The organism is Kitasatospora sp. NPDC101801, from assembly GCF_044766665.1.
Taxonomy (GTDB): Bacteria; Actinomycetota; Actinomycetes; order Streptomycetales; family Streptomycetaceae; genus Kitasatospora.
Genome location: NZ_JBIWML010000058.1, coordinates 17,979 through 34,055, shown reverse-complemented (window position 1 = coordinate 34,055; position 16,077 = coordinate 17,979). Strand labels below are relative to the sequence as shown.

General features: G+C 72.4%; 8 protein-coding genes. 2 read left to right on the top strand and 6 right to left on the bottom strand.

All coding sequences use genetic code 11. The annotated features are described in order from the left end of the window. Positions 1–7,403, bottom strand: a 7,403-nt coding sequence (locus ACIRPK_RS34530) for an SDR family NAD(P)-dependent oxidoreductase (RefSeq protein ID WP_403046284.1), incomplete at its 3' end; no start/stop codon positions are given. 259 nt (positions 7,404–7,662) lie between these two features. Here ACIRPK_RS34530 and ACIRPK_RS34525 point away from each other — a divergent pair. Continuing rightward, a complete protein-coding gene (locus ACIRPK_RS34525; protein ID WP_403046282.1) occupies positions 7,663–9,186 on the top strand; it encodes a D-alanine--poly(phosphoribitol) ligase in 1,524 nt (507 codons plus the stop codon). A gap of 73 nt (positions 9,187–9,259) precedes the next feature. On the opposite strand, the gene ACIRPK_RS34520 is transcribed toward ACIRPK_RS34525, so the two are convergent. After that, entirely contained in the window at positions 9,260–10,840 is a 1,581-nt protein-coding gene (locus ACIRPK_RS34520; RefSeq protein WP_403046279.1) for an AMP-binding protein, read from the bottom strand. A 120-nt stretch (positions 10,841–10,960) separates the two neighbouring features. Between ACIRPK_RS34520 and ACIRPK_RS34515 the strand changes: the two genes are divergently transcribed. Then, positions 10,961–11,209, top strand: coding sequence for an acyl carrier protein (locus tag ACIRPK_RS34515; RefSeq protein WP_057230120.1), 249 nt, complete (start codon positions 10,961–10,963; stop codon positions 11,207–11,209). 62 nt (positions 11,210–11,271) lie between these two features. On the opposite strand, the gene ACIRPK_RS34510 is transcribed toward ACIRPK_RS34515, so the two are convergent. The 4 genes from ACIRPK_RS34510 to ACIRPK_RS34495 all read right to left on the bottom strand — a co-directional run bounded on the left by ACIRPK_RS34510 (position 11,272) and on the right by ACIRPK_RS34495 (position 16,026). Then, positions 11,272–12,222: an ACP S-malonyltransferase gene (locus ACIRPK_RS34510; protein WP_403046275.1), complete on the bottom strand. Its 951-nt coding sequence runs from the start codon at positions 12,220–12,222 to the stop codon at positions 11,272–11,274. 33 nt (positions 12,223–12,255) lie between these two features. Beyond that, the gene (locus ACIRPK_RS34505; RefSeq protein WP_403046273.1) at positions 12,256–13,512 is read right to left on the bottom strand and encodes a pyridoxal phosphate-dependent aminotransferase; all 1,257 of its coding nucleotides are present in this window, start codon (positions 13,510–13,512) and stop codon (positions 12,256–12,258) included. A gap of 89 nt (positions 13,513–13,601) precedes the next feature. Continuing rightward, positions 13,602–14,921 (bottom strand): KamA family radical SAM protein, encoded by a 1,320-nt coding sequence (locus ACIRPK_RS34500; protein ID WP_403046270.1) that lies wholly within the window; start codon positions 14,919–14,921, stop codon positions 13,602–13,604. 205 nt (positions 14,922–15,126) lie between these two features. After that, positions 15,127–16,026, bottom strand: coding sequence for a proline iminopeptidase-family hydrolase (locus ACIRPK_RS34495; RefSeq protein WP_403046267.1), 900 nt, complete (start codon positions 16,024–16,026; stop codon positions 15,127–15,129). Between the last annotated feature and the right edge of the window lie 51 nt (positions 16,027–16,077).

The window sequence follows — 16,077 nt, the reverse complement described above, 5'->3', positions numbered from 1 at the left end:
GCCAGCGACAGCACCCCCGCCACGTGAGCGGCCGCGATCTCACCCACCGAGTGACCCGACACGAAGTCAGGCCGCACACCCCACGACTCCACCAGACGGAACAACGCCACCTCGACCGCGAACAACGCACGCTGCGTGTTCACCGTCCGGTTCAACTCATCAACATCGTCACCCCAGACCACCTCCCGCAGCGACCCACCCAACGCACCCAACACCTCGTCAAAAGCAGCCGCGAACACCGGGAACGCAGCATGCAGCTCACGCCCCATCCCCAACCGCTGCGACCCCTGACCCGTGAACAGGAAGGCGAGCTTGCCCTCCCGCACGAAGTCGGCCACACCCGCGCCCGCCGCCAGCGCGTCCAGCGCCTCGGCGAGCTGCTCGCGGTCGGCGCCGAGCGCCACCGCCCGGTGCTCCAGCCCGGCCCGGCCGGTGACCAGACCCAGCGCGGCCGAGGTGAGTTCACCGTCCTCCAGGGTCTCCAGGTAGGAACGGAGCCCGGCCGCCTGGGCGCTGAGGGCCTGCGCGGTCCGGCCCGAGACCACCCACGGGACGAGGGTGGCGTCACCGACCGGCGCGGCCGCGACGGCGGCCGGCTGCGACGGCTCGGGAGCCTGCTCGACGATGACGTGCGCGTTGGTGCCGCTGATGCCGAAGGACGAGACCCCCGCCCGGCGCACCCGACCGGTCTCCGGCCACGGCCGGGCCTCGGTCAGGAGCTCGATCTCACCGGCCTCCCAGTCCACCTGCGGGGACGGCTGCTCGGCGTGCAGCGTGCGCGGCAGGACGCCGTGCCGGATCGCCTCGACCATCTTGATGATGCCGCCGACACCCGCCGCCGCCTGGGTGTGACCCATGTTGGACTTGAGCGAGCCGAGCCAGAGCGGCTGCCCCTCCGGACGGTCCTGACCGTACGTCGCCAACAGCGCCTGCGCCTCGATCGGGTCACCCAGCGTGGTGCCCGTGCCGTGGCCCTCGACCGCGTCGACGTCCGAGGTGGTCAGGCCGGCCGTGGCCAGCGCCTGCTGGATCACCCGCTGCTGGGACGGGCCGTTCGGCGCCGTCAGGCCGTTCGAGGCACCGTCGGAGTTGACCGCCGAGCCCCGGATCAGGCCGAGCACCTGGTGACCGTTGCGCTGGGCGTCGGAGAGCCGCTCCAGCAGGAGCATGCCGACGCCCTCACCCCAGCCGGTGCCGTCCGCACCGGCACCGAAGGACTTGCACCGGCCGTCGGCGGCCAGGCCGCGCTGACGGCTCATGTCGATGAAGGTGTCGGGGGTGGACATCACGGTCACACCACCGGCCAGCGCGAGCGAGCACTCGCCCTGCCGGAGCGCCTGGATCGCCCAGTGCATGGCGACCAGCGAGGAGGAGCAGGCGGTGTCGACCGAGACCGCCGGGCCCTCCAGTCCGAGGGTGTACGCCACCCGGCCGGAGACCACGCTCGCCAGGCTGCCGTTGCCGTGGTAGGCCGCGATCTCCTCGGGGAGCGGGCCCATCCGCAGGCCCCAGTCGTGGTACATCACCCCGGCGAAGACGCCGGTGTCACTGCCGCGCAGCGAGTGCGGGTCGAGACCGGCCCGCTCCAGGGTCTCCCAGGAGACCTCCAGCAGCAGGCGCTGCTGCGGGTCCATCGCCTGCGCCTCACGCGGGCTGATCCCGAAGAAGTCCGCGTCGAACTGGGCGGCGTCGTACAGGAAGGCGCCCTCGCGGCTGGAGCTCTTGCCGGGCTTGCCGGGCTCCGGGTCGTACAGGTCGGCGGGCCAGCCGCGGTCGGCCGGGAACCGGTCGATGACGTCCCGGCCCTCGTCCACCAGCTGCCACAGGCCCTCGGGCGAGGTGACCCCGCCCGGGTAGCGGCAGGCCATCGAGACGATCGCGATCGGGTCGTCGGCGCCGGCCACGGTGGCCGCCCGCTCACGGCGGGGGGCGGTGGCGGGGGTGCTGGTGACCTTGCTCGCGATGTGCTCGGCGAGCGCGCGCGGGTTCGGGTAGTCGAAGGTGAGGGTGGCGCTGAGCCGCAGTCCGGTGGCGGCGTTCAGGCGGTTGCGCAGTTCGACGGCGGCCAGCGAGTCGAAGCCGAGCTCGTTGAACGCCCGGCCCGCGCTGACCGAGTCGGCGCTGTCGTGGCCGAGCACCGAGGCGGCGTGGGTGCGGACCAGGTCGAGCAGGGTCTCCACCCGCTCGGCCTCGGCCAGCCCGGCCAGCTGCTGCACCAGCGGGGTCTCGTCGGCCGACCGGCCGACCCCGGCGGCGGCCCGGCGCGGGACCGCGCGGACCAGGCCGCGGAGCAGCTGCGGGACACCGTCGGTACGGGCCTGGAGCGCCCGCAGGTCGATCCGGACCGGGATGACGGACGGCTCGGTGGTGGTCAGCGCGCGGTCGAACAGCGCCAGGTTCTCGTGCGGGAGCAGCCCCGCCATACCGAGCCGGCGGGCCCGCTGGAGGGCGGCCTCGTCCAGGTCGGCGCCCATGCCCGCGCCGCCCAGCCAGAGGCCCCAGGCCAGCGAGGTGACGGGCAGTCCGGCGGCCTTGCGCCTGGCCGCCAGCGCGTCCAGGAAGAGGTTGGCGGCGGCGTAGTTGCCCTGGCCCGCGCCGTCCAGCGCGGTGGCGGTCGAGGAGTAGAGCACGAAGGCCCTGAGGTCCTGACCCTCGGTCAGCTCGTGCAGGTTCCAGGTGGCGTCCACCTTGGGGCGCATCACGTGGTCCACCCGGGCCGGGGTGAGCGAGCCCACCAGGCCGTCGTCCACCACACCGGCGGTGTGCACCACGGCGGTCAGCGGGTGCCCGGCGGGCACCTCGGCCAGTACGGCGGCCAGCGCCGCGCGGTCGGCGGCGTCCACCGCCGCCACGGTCACCGAGGCGCCGAGCTCGGTCAGTTCGGCCGACAGCTCGGTGGCGCCGGGCGCCGACGGGCCGCGCCGGCTGGTCAGCAGCAGGTGCCGGACGCCGTGGTTGACCACCAGGTGGCGGGCCAGGTGGCCGCCGAGGCCACCGGTGCCGCCGGTGATCAGGACGGTGCCGGTGGCGTCCCACGGGGAGTCCTCGGTCTCCGCGTCGGCCGGCAGCGCGGCCACCCGGGGCACCAGGAACTCACCGTCGCGCAGCGCGAGTTCGCTCTCACCGGCGGCCAGTGCGGCGGACAGCGCGCGCTCGGAGTCGGCGCTGCCGTCCAGGTCGGCCAGCACGAAGCGGCCGGGGTTCTCGGCCTCGGCCGAGCGGACCAGGCCCCAGACCACGGCCTGGGCCGGGTCGATCGGGTCGCCGTCCCGGGCGACCACCGCGTTCCGGGTGAGCACCACCAGCCGGGCGGCCTCGGTGCTCTCGTCGGCCAGCCAGTCCTGGACGGCGGTCAGCGCGTCGGCGGTCACCAGGCGGACCACGTCCGGCAGTTCGCCGGCGGGGGTGGCGATCACCGGGCGGCGGACGAAGCCGTCCGAAGCCTGGCCCGTCGGAAGGGCGAGCGGCTGCCAGCCGATCCGGTAGAGCGGCTCGCGGCGGCCGGCCCGGCCGGCCTCCAGCTGCTCGGCGGAGACCTGACGCAGCACCAGCGACTCGACCCGGGCCACCGGGTGGCCGGCCTGGTCGGCGATGGCCAGCGCCAGGCCGTCGGTCCCGTTCGGGGTGATCCTGACCCGGACGGCGGTGGCGCCGACCGAGTGCAGCGCGACCCCGGACCAGGCGAACGGCACCCGGGTGCCGTCCGGCACCGGTCCGGCCAGGTCGGCGGCGTGCAGCGCGGCGTCCAGCAGCGCGGGGTGCAGCCCGAACCCGTCGGCCCGGACCTCCGGGTCGAGGGCGACCTCGGCGTACACCTCGCCGCCGAGCTCCCAGGCGGCCCGGACGGCCCGGAAGGCCGGTCCGTAGCCGTAGCCCTGGCCGGCCATCTGCTCGTACAGACCGCTGACGTCGAGCGGCCGGGCGCCCTGCGGCGGCCAGACCGCCGACTGGTCGGTCCCGGCGACCGGGGCGCCGGTGCCGAGGAGGGCCTCGGCGTGCCGGTCCCACGGGCCGTCCCCGGTCCGGGAGTAGAACTCGACGGTGCGCCGGCCGGAGCCGTCGGCGACGCCGACCACCACCTGCAGCGCGACGTCGCCCTCGGTCGGGATCACCAGCGGGGCGGCCAGCGTGAGTTCCTCGACCAGGTCGCAGCCGACCTGGTCGCCGGCGGCCAGCGCCAGTTCGACGAAGGCGGTGCCGGGCAGCAGCACCACGCCCGCGATGACGTGGTCGCCCAGCCAGGGCTGGGCCCGCAGCGAGAGCCGGCCGGTGAGCACCACGGTGTCCGACCCGGCCAGGCTGACCGCCGCACCCAGCAGCGGGTGCTGGACGGCGTCCTGGCCGAGACCGGCCGCGTCGGCGGCCACGGTGGGCGCGGTCAGCCAGTAGCGCTTGTGCTGGAACGCGTAGGTGGGCAGCGCGACCCGGCGCGGGGAGAGACCCGCGTACGGGGTGTCGCCGTCCAGCGTGCCGCCCCGGGCGTGCACCCGGGCGACGGCGGTGGTCAGTTCCCTGACCTCGTCCCGGCCGGACCGCAGGGCGGCGACGAAGACCGCGTCGGCGGCCTGCTCGGGGACGCAGTCCTGGCCCATCGCGGTCAGCACCGCGTCGGGCCCGAGCTCCAGGAAGGTGCGGACGCCGTTGGCGGCCAGGCTCTCGACCGCGTCGTGGAAGCGGACCGACTCCCGCACGTGGCCCACCCAGTACTCCGGCGAGGTCAGTTCCTCGGCGGTGGCCGGGCGGCCGGTGACGGTGGAGACGATCGGGATGCGCGGGGCGGAGTAGCTGAGGATGCCGGCGATCAGGCCGAACTCCTCCAGCATCGGCTCCATCAGCGGCGAGTGGAAGGCGTGCGAGACCCGCAGCCGCTTGGTCCGCTCGAACCGGGCGGCGATCGCCAGGACGGCGTCCTCCTCGCCGGAGACCACCACCGAGCGCGGGCCGTTCACGGCCGCGATCCTGACGCCGGCGGTGAGCAGCGGGAGGATCTCCGCCTCGCTCGCCTGGATCGCCACCAGCGCGCCGCCGGTGGGCAGTTCCTGCATCAGGCGGCCACGGGCGGCCACCAGGGTGGCGGCGTCCTCCAGCGAGAGCACCCCGGCCACGTGGGCCGCGGCGATCTCGCCGACCGAGTGGCCGGCCAGGAAGTCCGGGTGCAGGCCCCAGGACTCCACCAGGCGGTAGAGCGCGACCTCGACCGCGAACAGCGCGACCTGGGCGTAGCAGGTCTGGTGCAGCAGTTCGGCCTCGGGCGATCCCTCGGCGGCGAACAGCACGTCCCAGAGCGGGAGTTCGAGCTGGAGGTCGAGGTAGCCGATGGCCTGGTCGAGCGCGCGGGCGAAGACCGGGTAGGTGTCGTAGAGCTGACGGCCCATCGCCAGTCGCTGGCAGCCCTGGCCGGTGAACAGGAAGGCCACCCGGCCGGCCGGGGCGGTGCCCCGGAACGTCCCGGGAATCTCGGCGCCCTCCGCCAACGCCCGCAGGACGGTGAGCAGTTCGTCGCGGTCCTCGGCCACCAGGACGGCCCGCTCCGCGAGCGTGGCCCGGGTGGTGGCGAGCGAGTGGCCGAGGTCGGCCGGGGTGAGCTCGGGGTCGGCCTCGACCAGCGCGAGCAGCCGCTCGGCCTGGCCGCGCAGCGCGGGGCCGGTCTTGGCGCTGACCGTGACGGTGACCGGGAGCGGGGTCGCGGCGGACTCGGCACCGGCCTCGGCGGGCTCGACGGCCGGCGGCTCCTCGATGATCACGTGCGCGTTGGTGCCGCTGACGCCGAACGAGGAGACGCCGACCAGCCGGGGACGCTCGGCGTCCCGGGGCCAGTCCCGGTCCTCGGTCAGCAGCCGGACGTCGCCGGCCGACCAGTCGATGCTGCTGGACGGCGCGTCCACGTGCAGGGTGCGGGGCAGCACGCCGTGCCGCATCGCCATGATGACCTTGACGATGCTCGCCACGCCGGCGGCGGCCTGGGTGTGGCCGATGTTGGACTTCACCGAGCCGAGCCAGAGCGGCCGGTCCTCCGGGCGGCCCCGGCCGTAGGTGGCCAGCAGCGCCTGGGCCTCGATCGGGTCGCCGAGGGTGGTGCCGGTGCCGTGCGCCTCGACCGCGTCCACCTGGTCCGCCGTCAGCCCGGCGGTGGCCAGGGTGTCGCGGATCAGCCGCCGCTGGGCGGCGCCGCTGGGGGCGGTCAGGCCGTTGCTGGCGCCGTCCTGGTTGATGCCGGTGCCGCGCACCACGGCCAGCACCGGGTGGCCGAGCCGCTGGGCGTCGGAGAGCCGCTCGACCACCAGCACGCCGACGCCCTCGCCGAAGGCGGTGCCGTCGGCGGCCTCGGCGAACGCCTTGATCACGCCGTCCTCGGCCAGTCCGCGCTGGCGGCTGAACTCGGTGAAGATCGCCGGGCTGCCCATCAGCGTCACGCCACCGGCCAGCGCGAGCGAGGACTCGCCCCGGCGCAGCGACTGGACGGCCAGGTGCAGGGCGACCAGCGAGCTGGAGCAGGCGGTGTCGATGGTGAGCGCCGGGCCCTCCAGACCGAGGGTGTACGCCACCCGCCCGCTGGCGATGGAGAGCGCGGTGCCGGTCAGCAGGTAGCCGTCCAGGCCCTCGGGGCTCTCGTGCGAGCGGACGCCGTACTCGTGCGCGCCGGCCCCGAGGAAGACGCCGGCCCGGGTGCCCCGGAGCTCGGTCGGGTCGATGCCCGCGTGCTCCAGCGCCTCCCAGGCGGCCTCCAGGGTGACCCGCTGCTGCGGGTCCATGGTGAGCGCCTCGCGCGGGCTGATGCCGAAGAAGTCGGCGTCGAACTCGGCGGCGTCGTAGAGGAATCCACCCTTGCGGGTGTAGCTGCGGCCCGGTGCGTCCGGGTCCGGGTCGAAGAGGTTGTCGAGGTCCCAGCCACGGTCGTCCGGGAAGTCACCGGAGACGGTGCGGCCCTCGCTGACGATCCGCCAGAGCGCCTCGGGGGTGGTCACCTCGCCGGGGAAGCGGATGCCGACGCCGACGATGGCGATCGGCTCGTCGTCCGCGTAGGCCGCCAGGGTGGACACCGCGGCGTCCTCCGGCAGGCCCAGCGCCTCGGCCCGCAGGTACTCGGCGAGCAGCGCGGGGGTCGGGTGGTCGAAGCCCGCCGTGACCGGCAGGGCCAGGCCGGTGGCCGCGTTCAGCCGGGCGTGCACCTCGACCAGACCGAGCGAGTCGAGGCCCTGCTCCTTGAACGGGCGGTCGGCCTCGACCACCGGCTCGACCCCGGGGCGCACTCTGCGCAGCACCGCCCGGGTCTGCTCGGCCACCAGGTCCAGCAGCACCCTGCGCTGCTCGGAAACCGGCAGCGCCTCCAGTCGACGGACCAGCTCGGACCGGTCCACCGGCGTCTGCCCGTCACCGGAAACGAAACTCCCAGACTCGCTCATCGAGATACGCTCCACTTTATCCGTCTTCGCCGGCAGGCCACGCACGGGCAGCCACAGAAACGCACACTACGGAAACTCGAACACCCGCCCAAGCCCCTAAGGCCCCCTAGGGCCCCCAGACTGCGATTACGGGTGTACAAGGGGCGGGCCGACCGTGGTACCAAAACCCTGGATAGCTCTAGCCGACAGGGGACTGATTCACGTGAACTTGAGTGCCGAGAATTACGCGCAGCGGCCTGCCGAGCGAATTCATGAATTCATGCTCGCCCCGGTCGCATTCGCTCCGGAACGACCCGCCGTGGTCGAATCCGACGGGGTCGGCGGGCTGGTCACCACCACCTACCGGGAACTCGCGGACCGGGTCGACCGCTACGCCGCCGCCCTGCTGGATCTCGGCCTGGACATCGGGGACCGGGTGATCCTGGAGTCGGACACCTCGGGGCACGCGATCGCGCTGCTCCTGGCCTGCTCCAAAGCCGGGGTGGCGTTCGTCCCGGTCAGCCCGGAGACCCCGGACAAGCGGCTGCACTCGATCATCTCGACCACCGCCCCGGCCCTGCACCTGCAGAGCCCGACCGGCGCCCGGCAGGGCATCCCGGCCGAGGTCGGCACCGCCAGGTTCGGCCCGAACGGGCTGGCCGTGGAGCGCCCGCCGGTGGCCCGGGTCCGGCACCGCAGGGAGGCGTCCGCCACCGACCCGGCGTACATGATCTTCACCTCAGGCACCACCGGCCGCCCCAAGGGCGTGGTGATGAGCCACCGCGGCGTGGTGGCCTTCTACCGGGGCATGCTGACGGCCGGCATCGTCGGCACCGAGGACCGGGTGGCCACCACCTCGCCGCTGCAGTTCGACTTCTCGCTGCTGGACATCGGCCTGGCGCTGGGCAGCGGGGCCACCGTGGTCCCGGTGCCGCGCGCCGCGCTGCCCTGGCCACGGCGCTTCCTGGCCTTCCTGAACGAGGCCGAGGTGACCCAGGTGAACGGCGTGCCGTCGATCTGGCGCGGCGTGCTGCGGCACGAACTCGCGGGCCTGGCCGAGCTGGAGAAGCTGCGCGGGGTGCTGTTCTGCGGCGAGGACTTCCCGCTGCCCGAGCTCCGGCTGCTCCAGCGGGCCCGGCCGAACGCCCGGCTGGTCAACTGCTACGGCGCCACCGAGTCGATGGCCGCCTCCTTCACCGACGTGCCCAACCCGCTCCCCGACGACCTGGAGAAGCTGTCGATCGGCTTCGCCTACCCGGGCGCCGAGATGACCCTCGTGGACGAGGACGGCAACCCGGTCACCGAGCCCGGCGTGGTCGGCCACATCCACCTGCGCGCCCCGTCGCTGTTCACCGGCTACTGGGACGACGTCGAGGCCACCCGGGCGGCCCAGGTGCCCGACCCGCTCAACCCCAAGTCCGGCCAACTGGTGCTGCGCACCGGCGACCTGGCCTACCAGGGGCCCGACGGCGAGCTGTACTTCTGCGGCCGGGCCGACAACCAGGTGCAGATCCGGGGCAACCGGGTCGAGCTGGGCGAGGTGGAGCGGCGGATCCTGGAGTTCCCCGGGATCACCGCGGCCGCCGCGCTGGTGCTGCCGCGCGCCGACAAGGAGCCGGTGCTCGGCGCCTTCGTGGTGACCGCCAAGGACGGCCAGCAGATCAGCGAGAACGAGATCCGGGCGTTCTGCAAGGAGACCCTGCCAGCCTACATGACCCCGCACGAGCTGCGCGTGGTGGACAGCCTCCCGGTCACCCCGAACGGCAAGATCGACCGCAAGGTACTGGCGGCGAGCGTCGCCTGACGGCACCTCACCCCCAACGGCCGTCGGCCCCGAACCTCCTGAGGGTTCGGGGCCGACTCCGTGCGGTGGGGGTTCAGCCCACCGGTACGGCGGTCAGCTCGGCGGCCGCCTGCCGGGCCAGCAGGCCACGGTCCACCTTGCGGTTGGCGTTCAGCGGGAACTCGTCGACGTGCCGGTAGTGCCGGGGCACCATGCTGTGCGGCAGCACCTCGCGGAGCTGGCGGGCCAGTTCGGCCGGCGGCGTCTTCTCGCCGACGTAGAACACCACCAGCTCGGTGCCGCCGGCGCCCTCCCGGGTCACCGCCACCGCGTCCTGCACCCCGGCGCAGACCCGCAGCGCGTGGTCGATCTCGGCCAGTTCGACCCGCCAGCCCTGCACCTGCACCTGGGCGTCCAGCCGGCCGAGGTAGACCAGCACCCCGTTGCCGTGCTGCCGGACCCGGTCGCCGGTGCGGTACCAGCGACGGCCCAGGTACTCCAGGAACCGGCCCCGGTCGTCCTCCGGGTCGAGGTAGCCGGTGGTCATCTGCGGCCCGGTGATGCAGAGTTCGCCCTCGGCCAGCGAGGGCTCGCCGTCCGGCGCGAGCAGCACGAAGTCGTGCCCCTCGTGCACGGTGCCGATCGGGGTGAGCCCGTTCACGCAGAGCTCCGGCGAGGTGTCCTGGTCCCAGCGGTAGCCGGTGACCGTGACGGTCAGTTCGGTCGGGCCGTAGATGTTCTCCAGGGTGGAGTTCGGCGCGGCGTCCTGCCAGTCGGTGGCGTCCGCGGCCCGCAGCGCCTCGCCGGCGAACAGGCTCCAGCGCAGCCCGGGCAGCGAGCCCGGCTTCAACCCCCGGGTGCGGCGCACCAGCGAGATCGCGCTCGGCGTGGAGAACCAGACCGTCACGCCCTGCTGGGTGAGGTAGCCGGGCAGGTCGTGGTACGCCTCGTTGGGCAGCGCCAGCAGGGTGGCGCCGGCGCCCCAGGCGCAGAACATGTCGAAGACCGCGCAGTCGAAGTTGACGTCGAAGGTCTGCGAGAAGATGTCGTCGGCGGTGAAGTCGTAGCGCCGGTCCAGCAGGTCGAAGTAGTGCCGGGTGGAGCCGTGGCTGATCGGCACGCCCTTCGGGGTGCCGGTGGAGCCCGAGGTGAACAGCACGTACGCCCGGTCGGTGGCGCTGACCGGGCGGGGCTCGGTGAGCGCGTCCCGCTCGTCCAGGACGATCCCGCGCAGCGGCAGGCCGCGCAACTGCCCGGCCTCGTCCACCCCGTGGCCCGGGGCGAGCACCGGCAGGTCGAGGCCCTCGGCCGCCAGCTCGACCAGGTTGGCCAGGCCGAACCGGTCGGCCACCACGGCCTGCACCCCGGCCACCTCCAGCATCCGGCGGGTCCGGGCGACCGGGAAGTCCGAGCGCAGCGGCACCACGGTGCGGCCGGTGTAGAGACCGGCCAGGATCGCGACGTACGCCTCGATCCCCTTGCCGGCCAGCACCCCGATCACCTCGGGCGGCTCACCGGGGCCGGCCAGCAGGGCGCCGGCCCAGCCGAGTGCCCGGCGGTGCACCTCGGTGTAGGTCAGCGACTCGGCTCCCAGCCGGACCGCCAGGCGGTCGGGTGAGAGGGCCAGGCCGCGGAGGAAACGGGCGTGCAGCGCAGGCCCTTCGGTCAGGTTCATTCTGCCTCCAGGAGAGGGGTGGTAAGGGGTTGCGGCCCGCACTCCCGGCGCGGGTATCGTCGAACGCGCAAGACATCCTGGAAATCCCGCCCAGGTCGGGAATCGACATTCGGAGTCAGCATGTGGGACAAGAAGTTCGAGAACACGATCCGTCGGCACCTGCCGTATCTGGAGGCCGGTGACGAACTGCGGCCCGACGTCAGTCTCCGCGAGCTGGGCCTGGACTCGATGGGCACCGTGGATCTGCTCGCCTCACTCGAGGAGACGTACGGGGTGGAGTTCATCCACGACTTCCTGAACTCCGAGACCTTCTCCACCGCGGAAACCCTGTGGAACGCGATCTCGAAGCTCGGTGCCCCGGCTGTCTGACCGTCACGGACGTCGGCCGTAATTCCCTCCGGAATCCTGGTGATTCCGGAGGGAATTTCGTTTTACGCCGGTGCCGGAACCCGGCGGCGCGGCTGCATCGCGGTCCGCGGGTTGACCGGGACCACCTCGAAGTTCCGGGTGGTGGCGCCCACCCGGCCGAACAGGCCGTCCGGGCCGGACACCTGGACGGTGCCGATGCCCAGCCGGCGGAAGGTCTCCACCACGGCCGGCCAGCGCACCGGCTTCACGTAGCCGTCCAGGATCATCGTCCGGACCCCGGCGCCGGTGGTGAGCACCGCGCCGTCCTGGTCCGCCACGATCGGCAGCACCGGGTCGGCGAAGGTCAGCCGGTCCACCACCTCCGCCTCGACCCGGTCGCGCAGGGCGCCGAAGGCCGAGGAGTGCATCGGCGGGTTCATCGTGTAGAGCGGCAGTCCGCCCAGGCCGCGCAACCGGGTCTGCAGCCAGTCCACCCGGCTCTCCCGCAGCGAGAGCATCCAGAAGTCGTCGTCGATGTAGCAGGAGATGTCATACCACTCCCCCTGCTCGTCCAACTCGGCCAGCACCTCGGCGAGTTTGGCCTCCGGGGTACGGGTGAACGAGTGGGTGACGATGTCCCGGTGCTCGACCGCGAAGTACTCGTCCTCGCAGCGGGCCATCTGGGCGGTGGCCCAGACCGCCTCGGCGAAGTCCAGCGACCCGGAGTGCACGGCGGCCGCCTTGCTGCCGAAGCTCGGCCCGGCGATCAGCTCGGGACGGGTGTCCAACTCGGCCTCGGCCCACTGGGCCAGGGCGACGCAGTTCACCAGGAAGGCGACCTGGGCGTACTCCGAGTAGTCGCTCTCGCTGGCCCGGTAGCGCGCCAGCAGGTCGTATCCGAGGGTCTCCCCGGCGGTCGCCACCAGCTTCCGGGCGAACGGGTTGAGCAGCATGAACTTCGCCACGTCCGCGAACTGCGACGGCCCCATACCGGGGAAGATCAGCGCGGTTCCGGGCCGGTCTTCGGCCTTCATCTCGGGTTGTTCCCTTCAGAGTTGGTGGAGCGGTCAGCCGACGAGCTTGGTGAAGGCCTCCTCGATCCGGGTCAGCACGTCCCGGATGTGCGGGAGCGACAGCGGGTCCTCGGAGTCCAGGGCGAGCTGCTGCTCCTCCCGGGTGTGGCCGTACAGCAGGCTGGTGGCGGCCTTGAAGCGCAGCGCCCCGGCGTCGTCGCCCAGGTTGTCGCCCGCCAGCACCACGATGCCGAACTCGTCGAACAGGTACCGGAACAGCGACTGGGCGTCGGTGATGCCCTTGGCCTCCAGCACCGCGCGCCTGGGCTCGAAGTCCGGGTAGACGTAGAACCCGCCGGTCGGCGGACGGCAGGTGGCGCCGGCGTCGATCATGATCCGGTACACCGCCCGGGCCACCGCCCCGTGCAGCCGGGCGCTGCGGGCGAACCGGTCCCGCACCTCCGGCGGCTCGGAGAAGGCGTACGCGGCGACCTCCTGCATCGGGATGGCCAGCGTCGACCAGACCTCGCTGGCCAGCGAGATGACGCCGTCCCGGACGCTGTTGCCCCAGACGTTGTCGGGGAACCTGGCCACCCCGATCCGCCAGCCGCCGAGCGCCAGGGTCTTGCTCAGGCCGTTGGTGACGATGGTGCGCTCCGGCAGCACCTCGGCCGGGCTGAGCACCGGGGTGGCGGGGTCGTGCACCACGTCCCGGTAGATCTCGTCGGAGATCAGGTAGAGGTCCTCCTCCTCCGCCACCGCGCAGATCTCCCGGACCAGTTCGGGGGTGACCGTGGTGCCGGTGGGGTTGTCCGGGAGGGTGAGCACCACCAGCCGGGGGTTGCCGCCGGCCGCGCGGGCGGCCCGGACGGTCTCGCGCAGCTTGACCGGGTCAGGCACCCCGCCGCACTCGGCCGGGATGTCCACCTCGTACACCTGCTTGCCCGCCAGCAGGCCCTGCGGCTTGTAGGTGTTCCAGGCGGGCCTGGGGATCACCAGGTCGCCGGGGACGACGAACTGGACCGCCATCAGCAGCGGCTTGCTGCCCGGGGCGACCACCACCTGCTCGGGCTCGGTCGGCAGGTTGCGGCGGCTGAAGTAGCCCGCCGCCTCCCGCCGGACCGCCCGGCCACCGGGCACCGCCCCGTAGGCGTTCTCGCCGGAGCTGGCGGCCAACTGCCCCTTCAGCGCCGGGTGGACCGGCAGCCGCGCCTCGCCGAAGGCCAGGTGGACGATCGACTCACCCCGCGTCCGGCGCTCCGCCACGTCGTTGTTGAGGTCCAGGTTCGGTGACACTTTCCGGCCGACCATCGCCAGCTCCTTCCACTGATTCTCTGCTGTCGTGCCCGGGCCGTGCGCCCGGGCCGGGGGGAGGTTCCGCCGTCGCTCCCCCGAGGTGCTCAGGTGCCCTGGACCGCGGCCCGGATGTCGGCCGGCGTGGTGTCCGCCAGCACCAACTCGTCCACCCAGGAGGCGGTCTCCGAGAAGTGCGCCCGGAACGGGCGGCCGACCAGCTCGGGATCGCGGGCCTGGAGCAGCCGCAGCTGGAAGAACTTGCCCTGCGGGGTGTCCTCGATGCCGTCCACCGCGACCTTGCCGGGCTTGGCGGACATCACCGGGCCGCGCACCGTCCGGGCCAGGCCCGGCAGTTGACGGTAGGCGGCCTGGAAGATGCCGACCGCCTGGGCCAGCGGCACCTTGAAGTAGTCGTGCGGGCCGGTGTCCCGCTCCACGAACATGTAGTAGGGCACCACGCCGGCCCCGAGCTCCCGGCGCCACAGCTCGGCCCAGGCGTCGGCGTCGTCGTTGACTCGGCCGATCAGCGGGGCCTGCCCGTAGACCAGCGCACCGGTGGACCGGATCCGCTGCAGCGCCCGGCGGGCGATGTCGGTCTCCAGCTCGCGCGGGTGGCTGAAGTGGCCCATCACCGCCAGGTTGCGGCCCGAGTCGACGATCTTCTCGAACAGCCAGAGCACCTCGTCGGCGTCCTGGTCGGTGACGAACCGCTGCGGCCAGTAGGCCACCGACTTGGTGCCGATCCGGATGGTCCGGACGCTGTCGATCGCCAGCAGCGGCTCCAGGTGGCTGCGCAGCCGCTCGGTCGACATCACCATCGGGTCGCCACCGGTGACCAGCACGTCGGTCACCTGCGGGTGCACCTTCAGGTACTCGACCAGCTGACCCGGGTCCGGCGCGGCGAACTTGAGGTCGGCGTCGCCGACGAACTGCGCCCAGCGGAAGCAGTACGTGCAGTACGCGTGGCAGGTCTGCCCCTGTCCGGGGAAGTAGAGCACCGTCTCGCGGTACTTGTGCTGCATGCCGGCCAGCTCTTCCCCGTTCAGCCGGGGGACGTTGAGCTCCTTCTGCCCGGACGGGTGCGGGTTCAGCCGCGAGCGGATGTCCTGCACGGTCTCCCGCAGCTGGAGCTTGTTCGCCGGGTCACCGGAGAGCACGCTCAGCCGCTTCTCGTCCTCGATCGACAGCATCCCCGGTTGCGGGAAGACCAGTTGGAAGATCGGGTCGTTCGGGATGTTGGTCCAGTCGATCAGCGAGGAGAGCACGTACTCGTTGACCCGGAACGGCAGGACCTGCGAGATCATCCGGACGGTCTCCTGCAGGTGCGCGGGAAGTCCGTAGCGGCTGGCGATCTCGTCGATGTGTCTCGGGCCGAATGCTTTGAATCGCTCCGTGGTCGGAAATTCGAGGGTCAGCAGGGACATTCGGACATTCCTCCGGTCTCATGGGCCCGCCTGTGGGGATTGGGCCCCGGCATAGGTGTGCAACGCGGCCTGAATACCTTGAACCCGGCGAATCCAGTGACAGTTCGGGAACTTGACTCGCTGTAGCTGGAGACTAGTCCGGGGTCGTAATCGCCGACCCCCCTGTTCCGTCCCCTAGCCCGCCCGCCAACCCCTGGACTGCGGGTCAGTGAATCCGGTGCAGGTAACTGCTCAGCACCTCGAGGAACTTCTCCGGCTCCTCCAGGTGCGGCATGTGGCTGGAGTTCTCGAGGATCTCCCACCGCACGTCCGGGATGAGATCCGCGTACGGCTGGACGGTCGCCGGGGTCGCCTCGTCGTGGGCGCCGGTGATCAGCAGGGTGGGCACCGCGATCCGGTCGATGCAGTCGGTGACCCCCCAGTCCTTCAGGGTGCCGATCACGTGGAACTCGCTCGGCCCGTTCATGGTCCGGTAGACCGTGGGGTCGTTGTAGACCTCCATGAAGGAGGCCATGAAGTCCCTCGGCCAGGGGTCCATCCGGCAGACGTGCCGCAGGTAGAACGGCATCATCGCGTTGAAGTACTCCTGGCTGTCGGTGGTCCCGGCCGCCTCGTGCCTGAGCAGGGTGTCGTTCACCTCCAGCGGCAGCCGGTCACGCAGCACCTTGGCCTCCTGCAGCCAGAGCGGGTACGACGCCGGGGCGTTCGCCACCACCAGGCCGCGCAGGCCGGCCGGGCGGCCGGCGGCGTGCTTCGCCGCCAGCAGCCCGCCCCAGGACTGGCCGAACAACACGTAGTTGTCGGATATCCCCAACGCGCCGAGCAGATTGTCCAGTTCGTCGAGGAACAGCTGGACGGTCCAGAAGTCCTCACCACGGTCCGGCAGATGGGTCGAACCGCCGTTTCCGATCTGGTCGTAGTGCACCACCGGCCAGCCCTGCGCCGAGAGTTCGGCGAGATTCAGCAGATAGTCGTGGGTACTGCCGGGGCCGCCGTGCACGGCGACCACGACCGGCTTGCCCGACTTCAGGTCTCCGGTGACCCGGTACCAGGTCCTGTGTTCACGAAACGGCACGCTTCCCTTGGCACTGGGCGCCAGAGCCATCGCTATCCCGATTCCCTTCGGTGTTCGTTCGGCCGACGGCCGGTTGCCCGG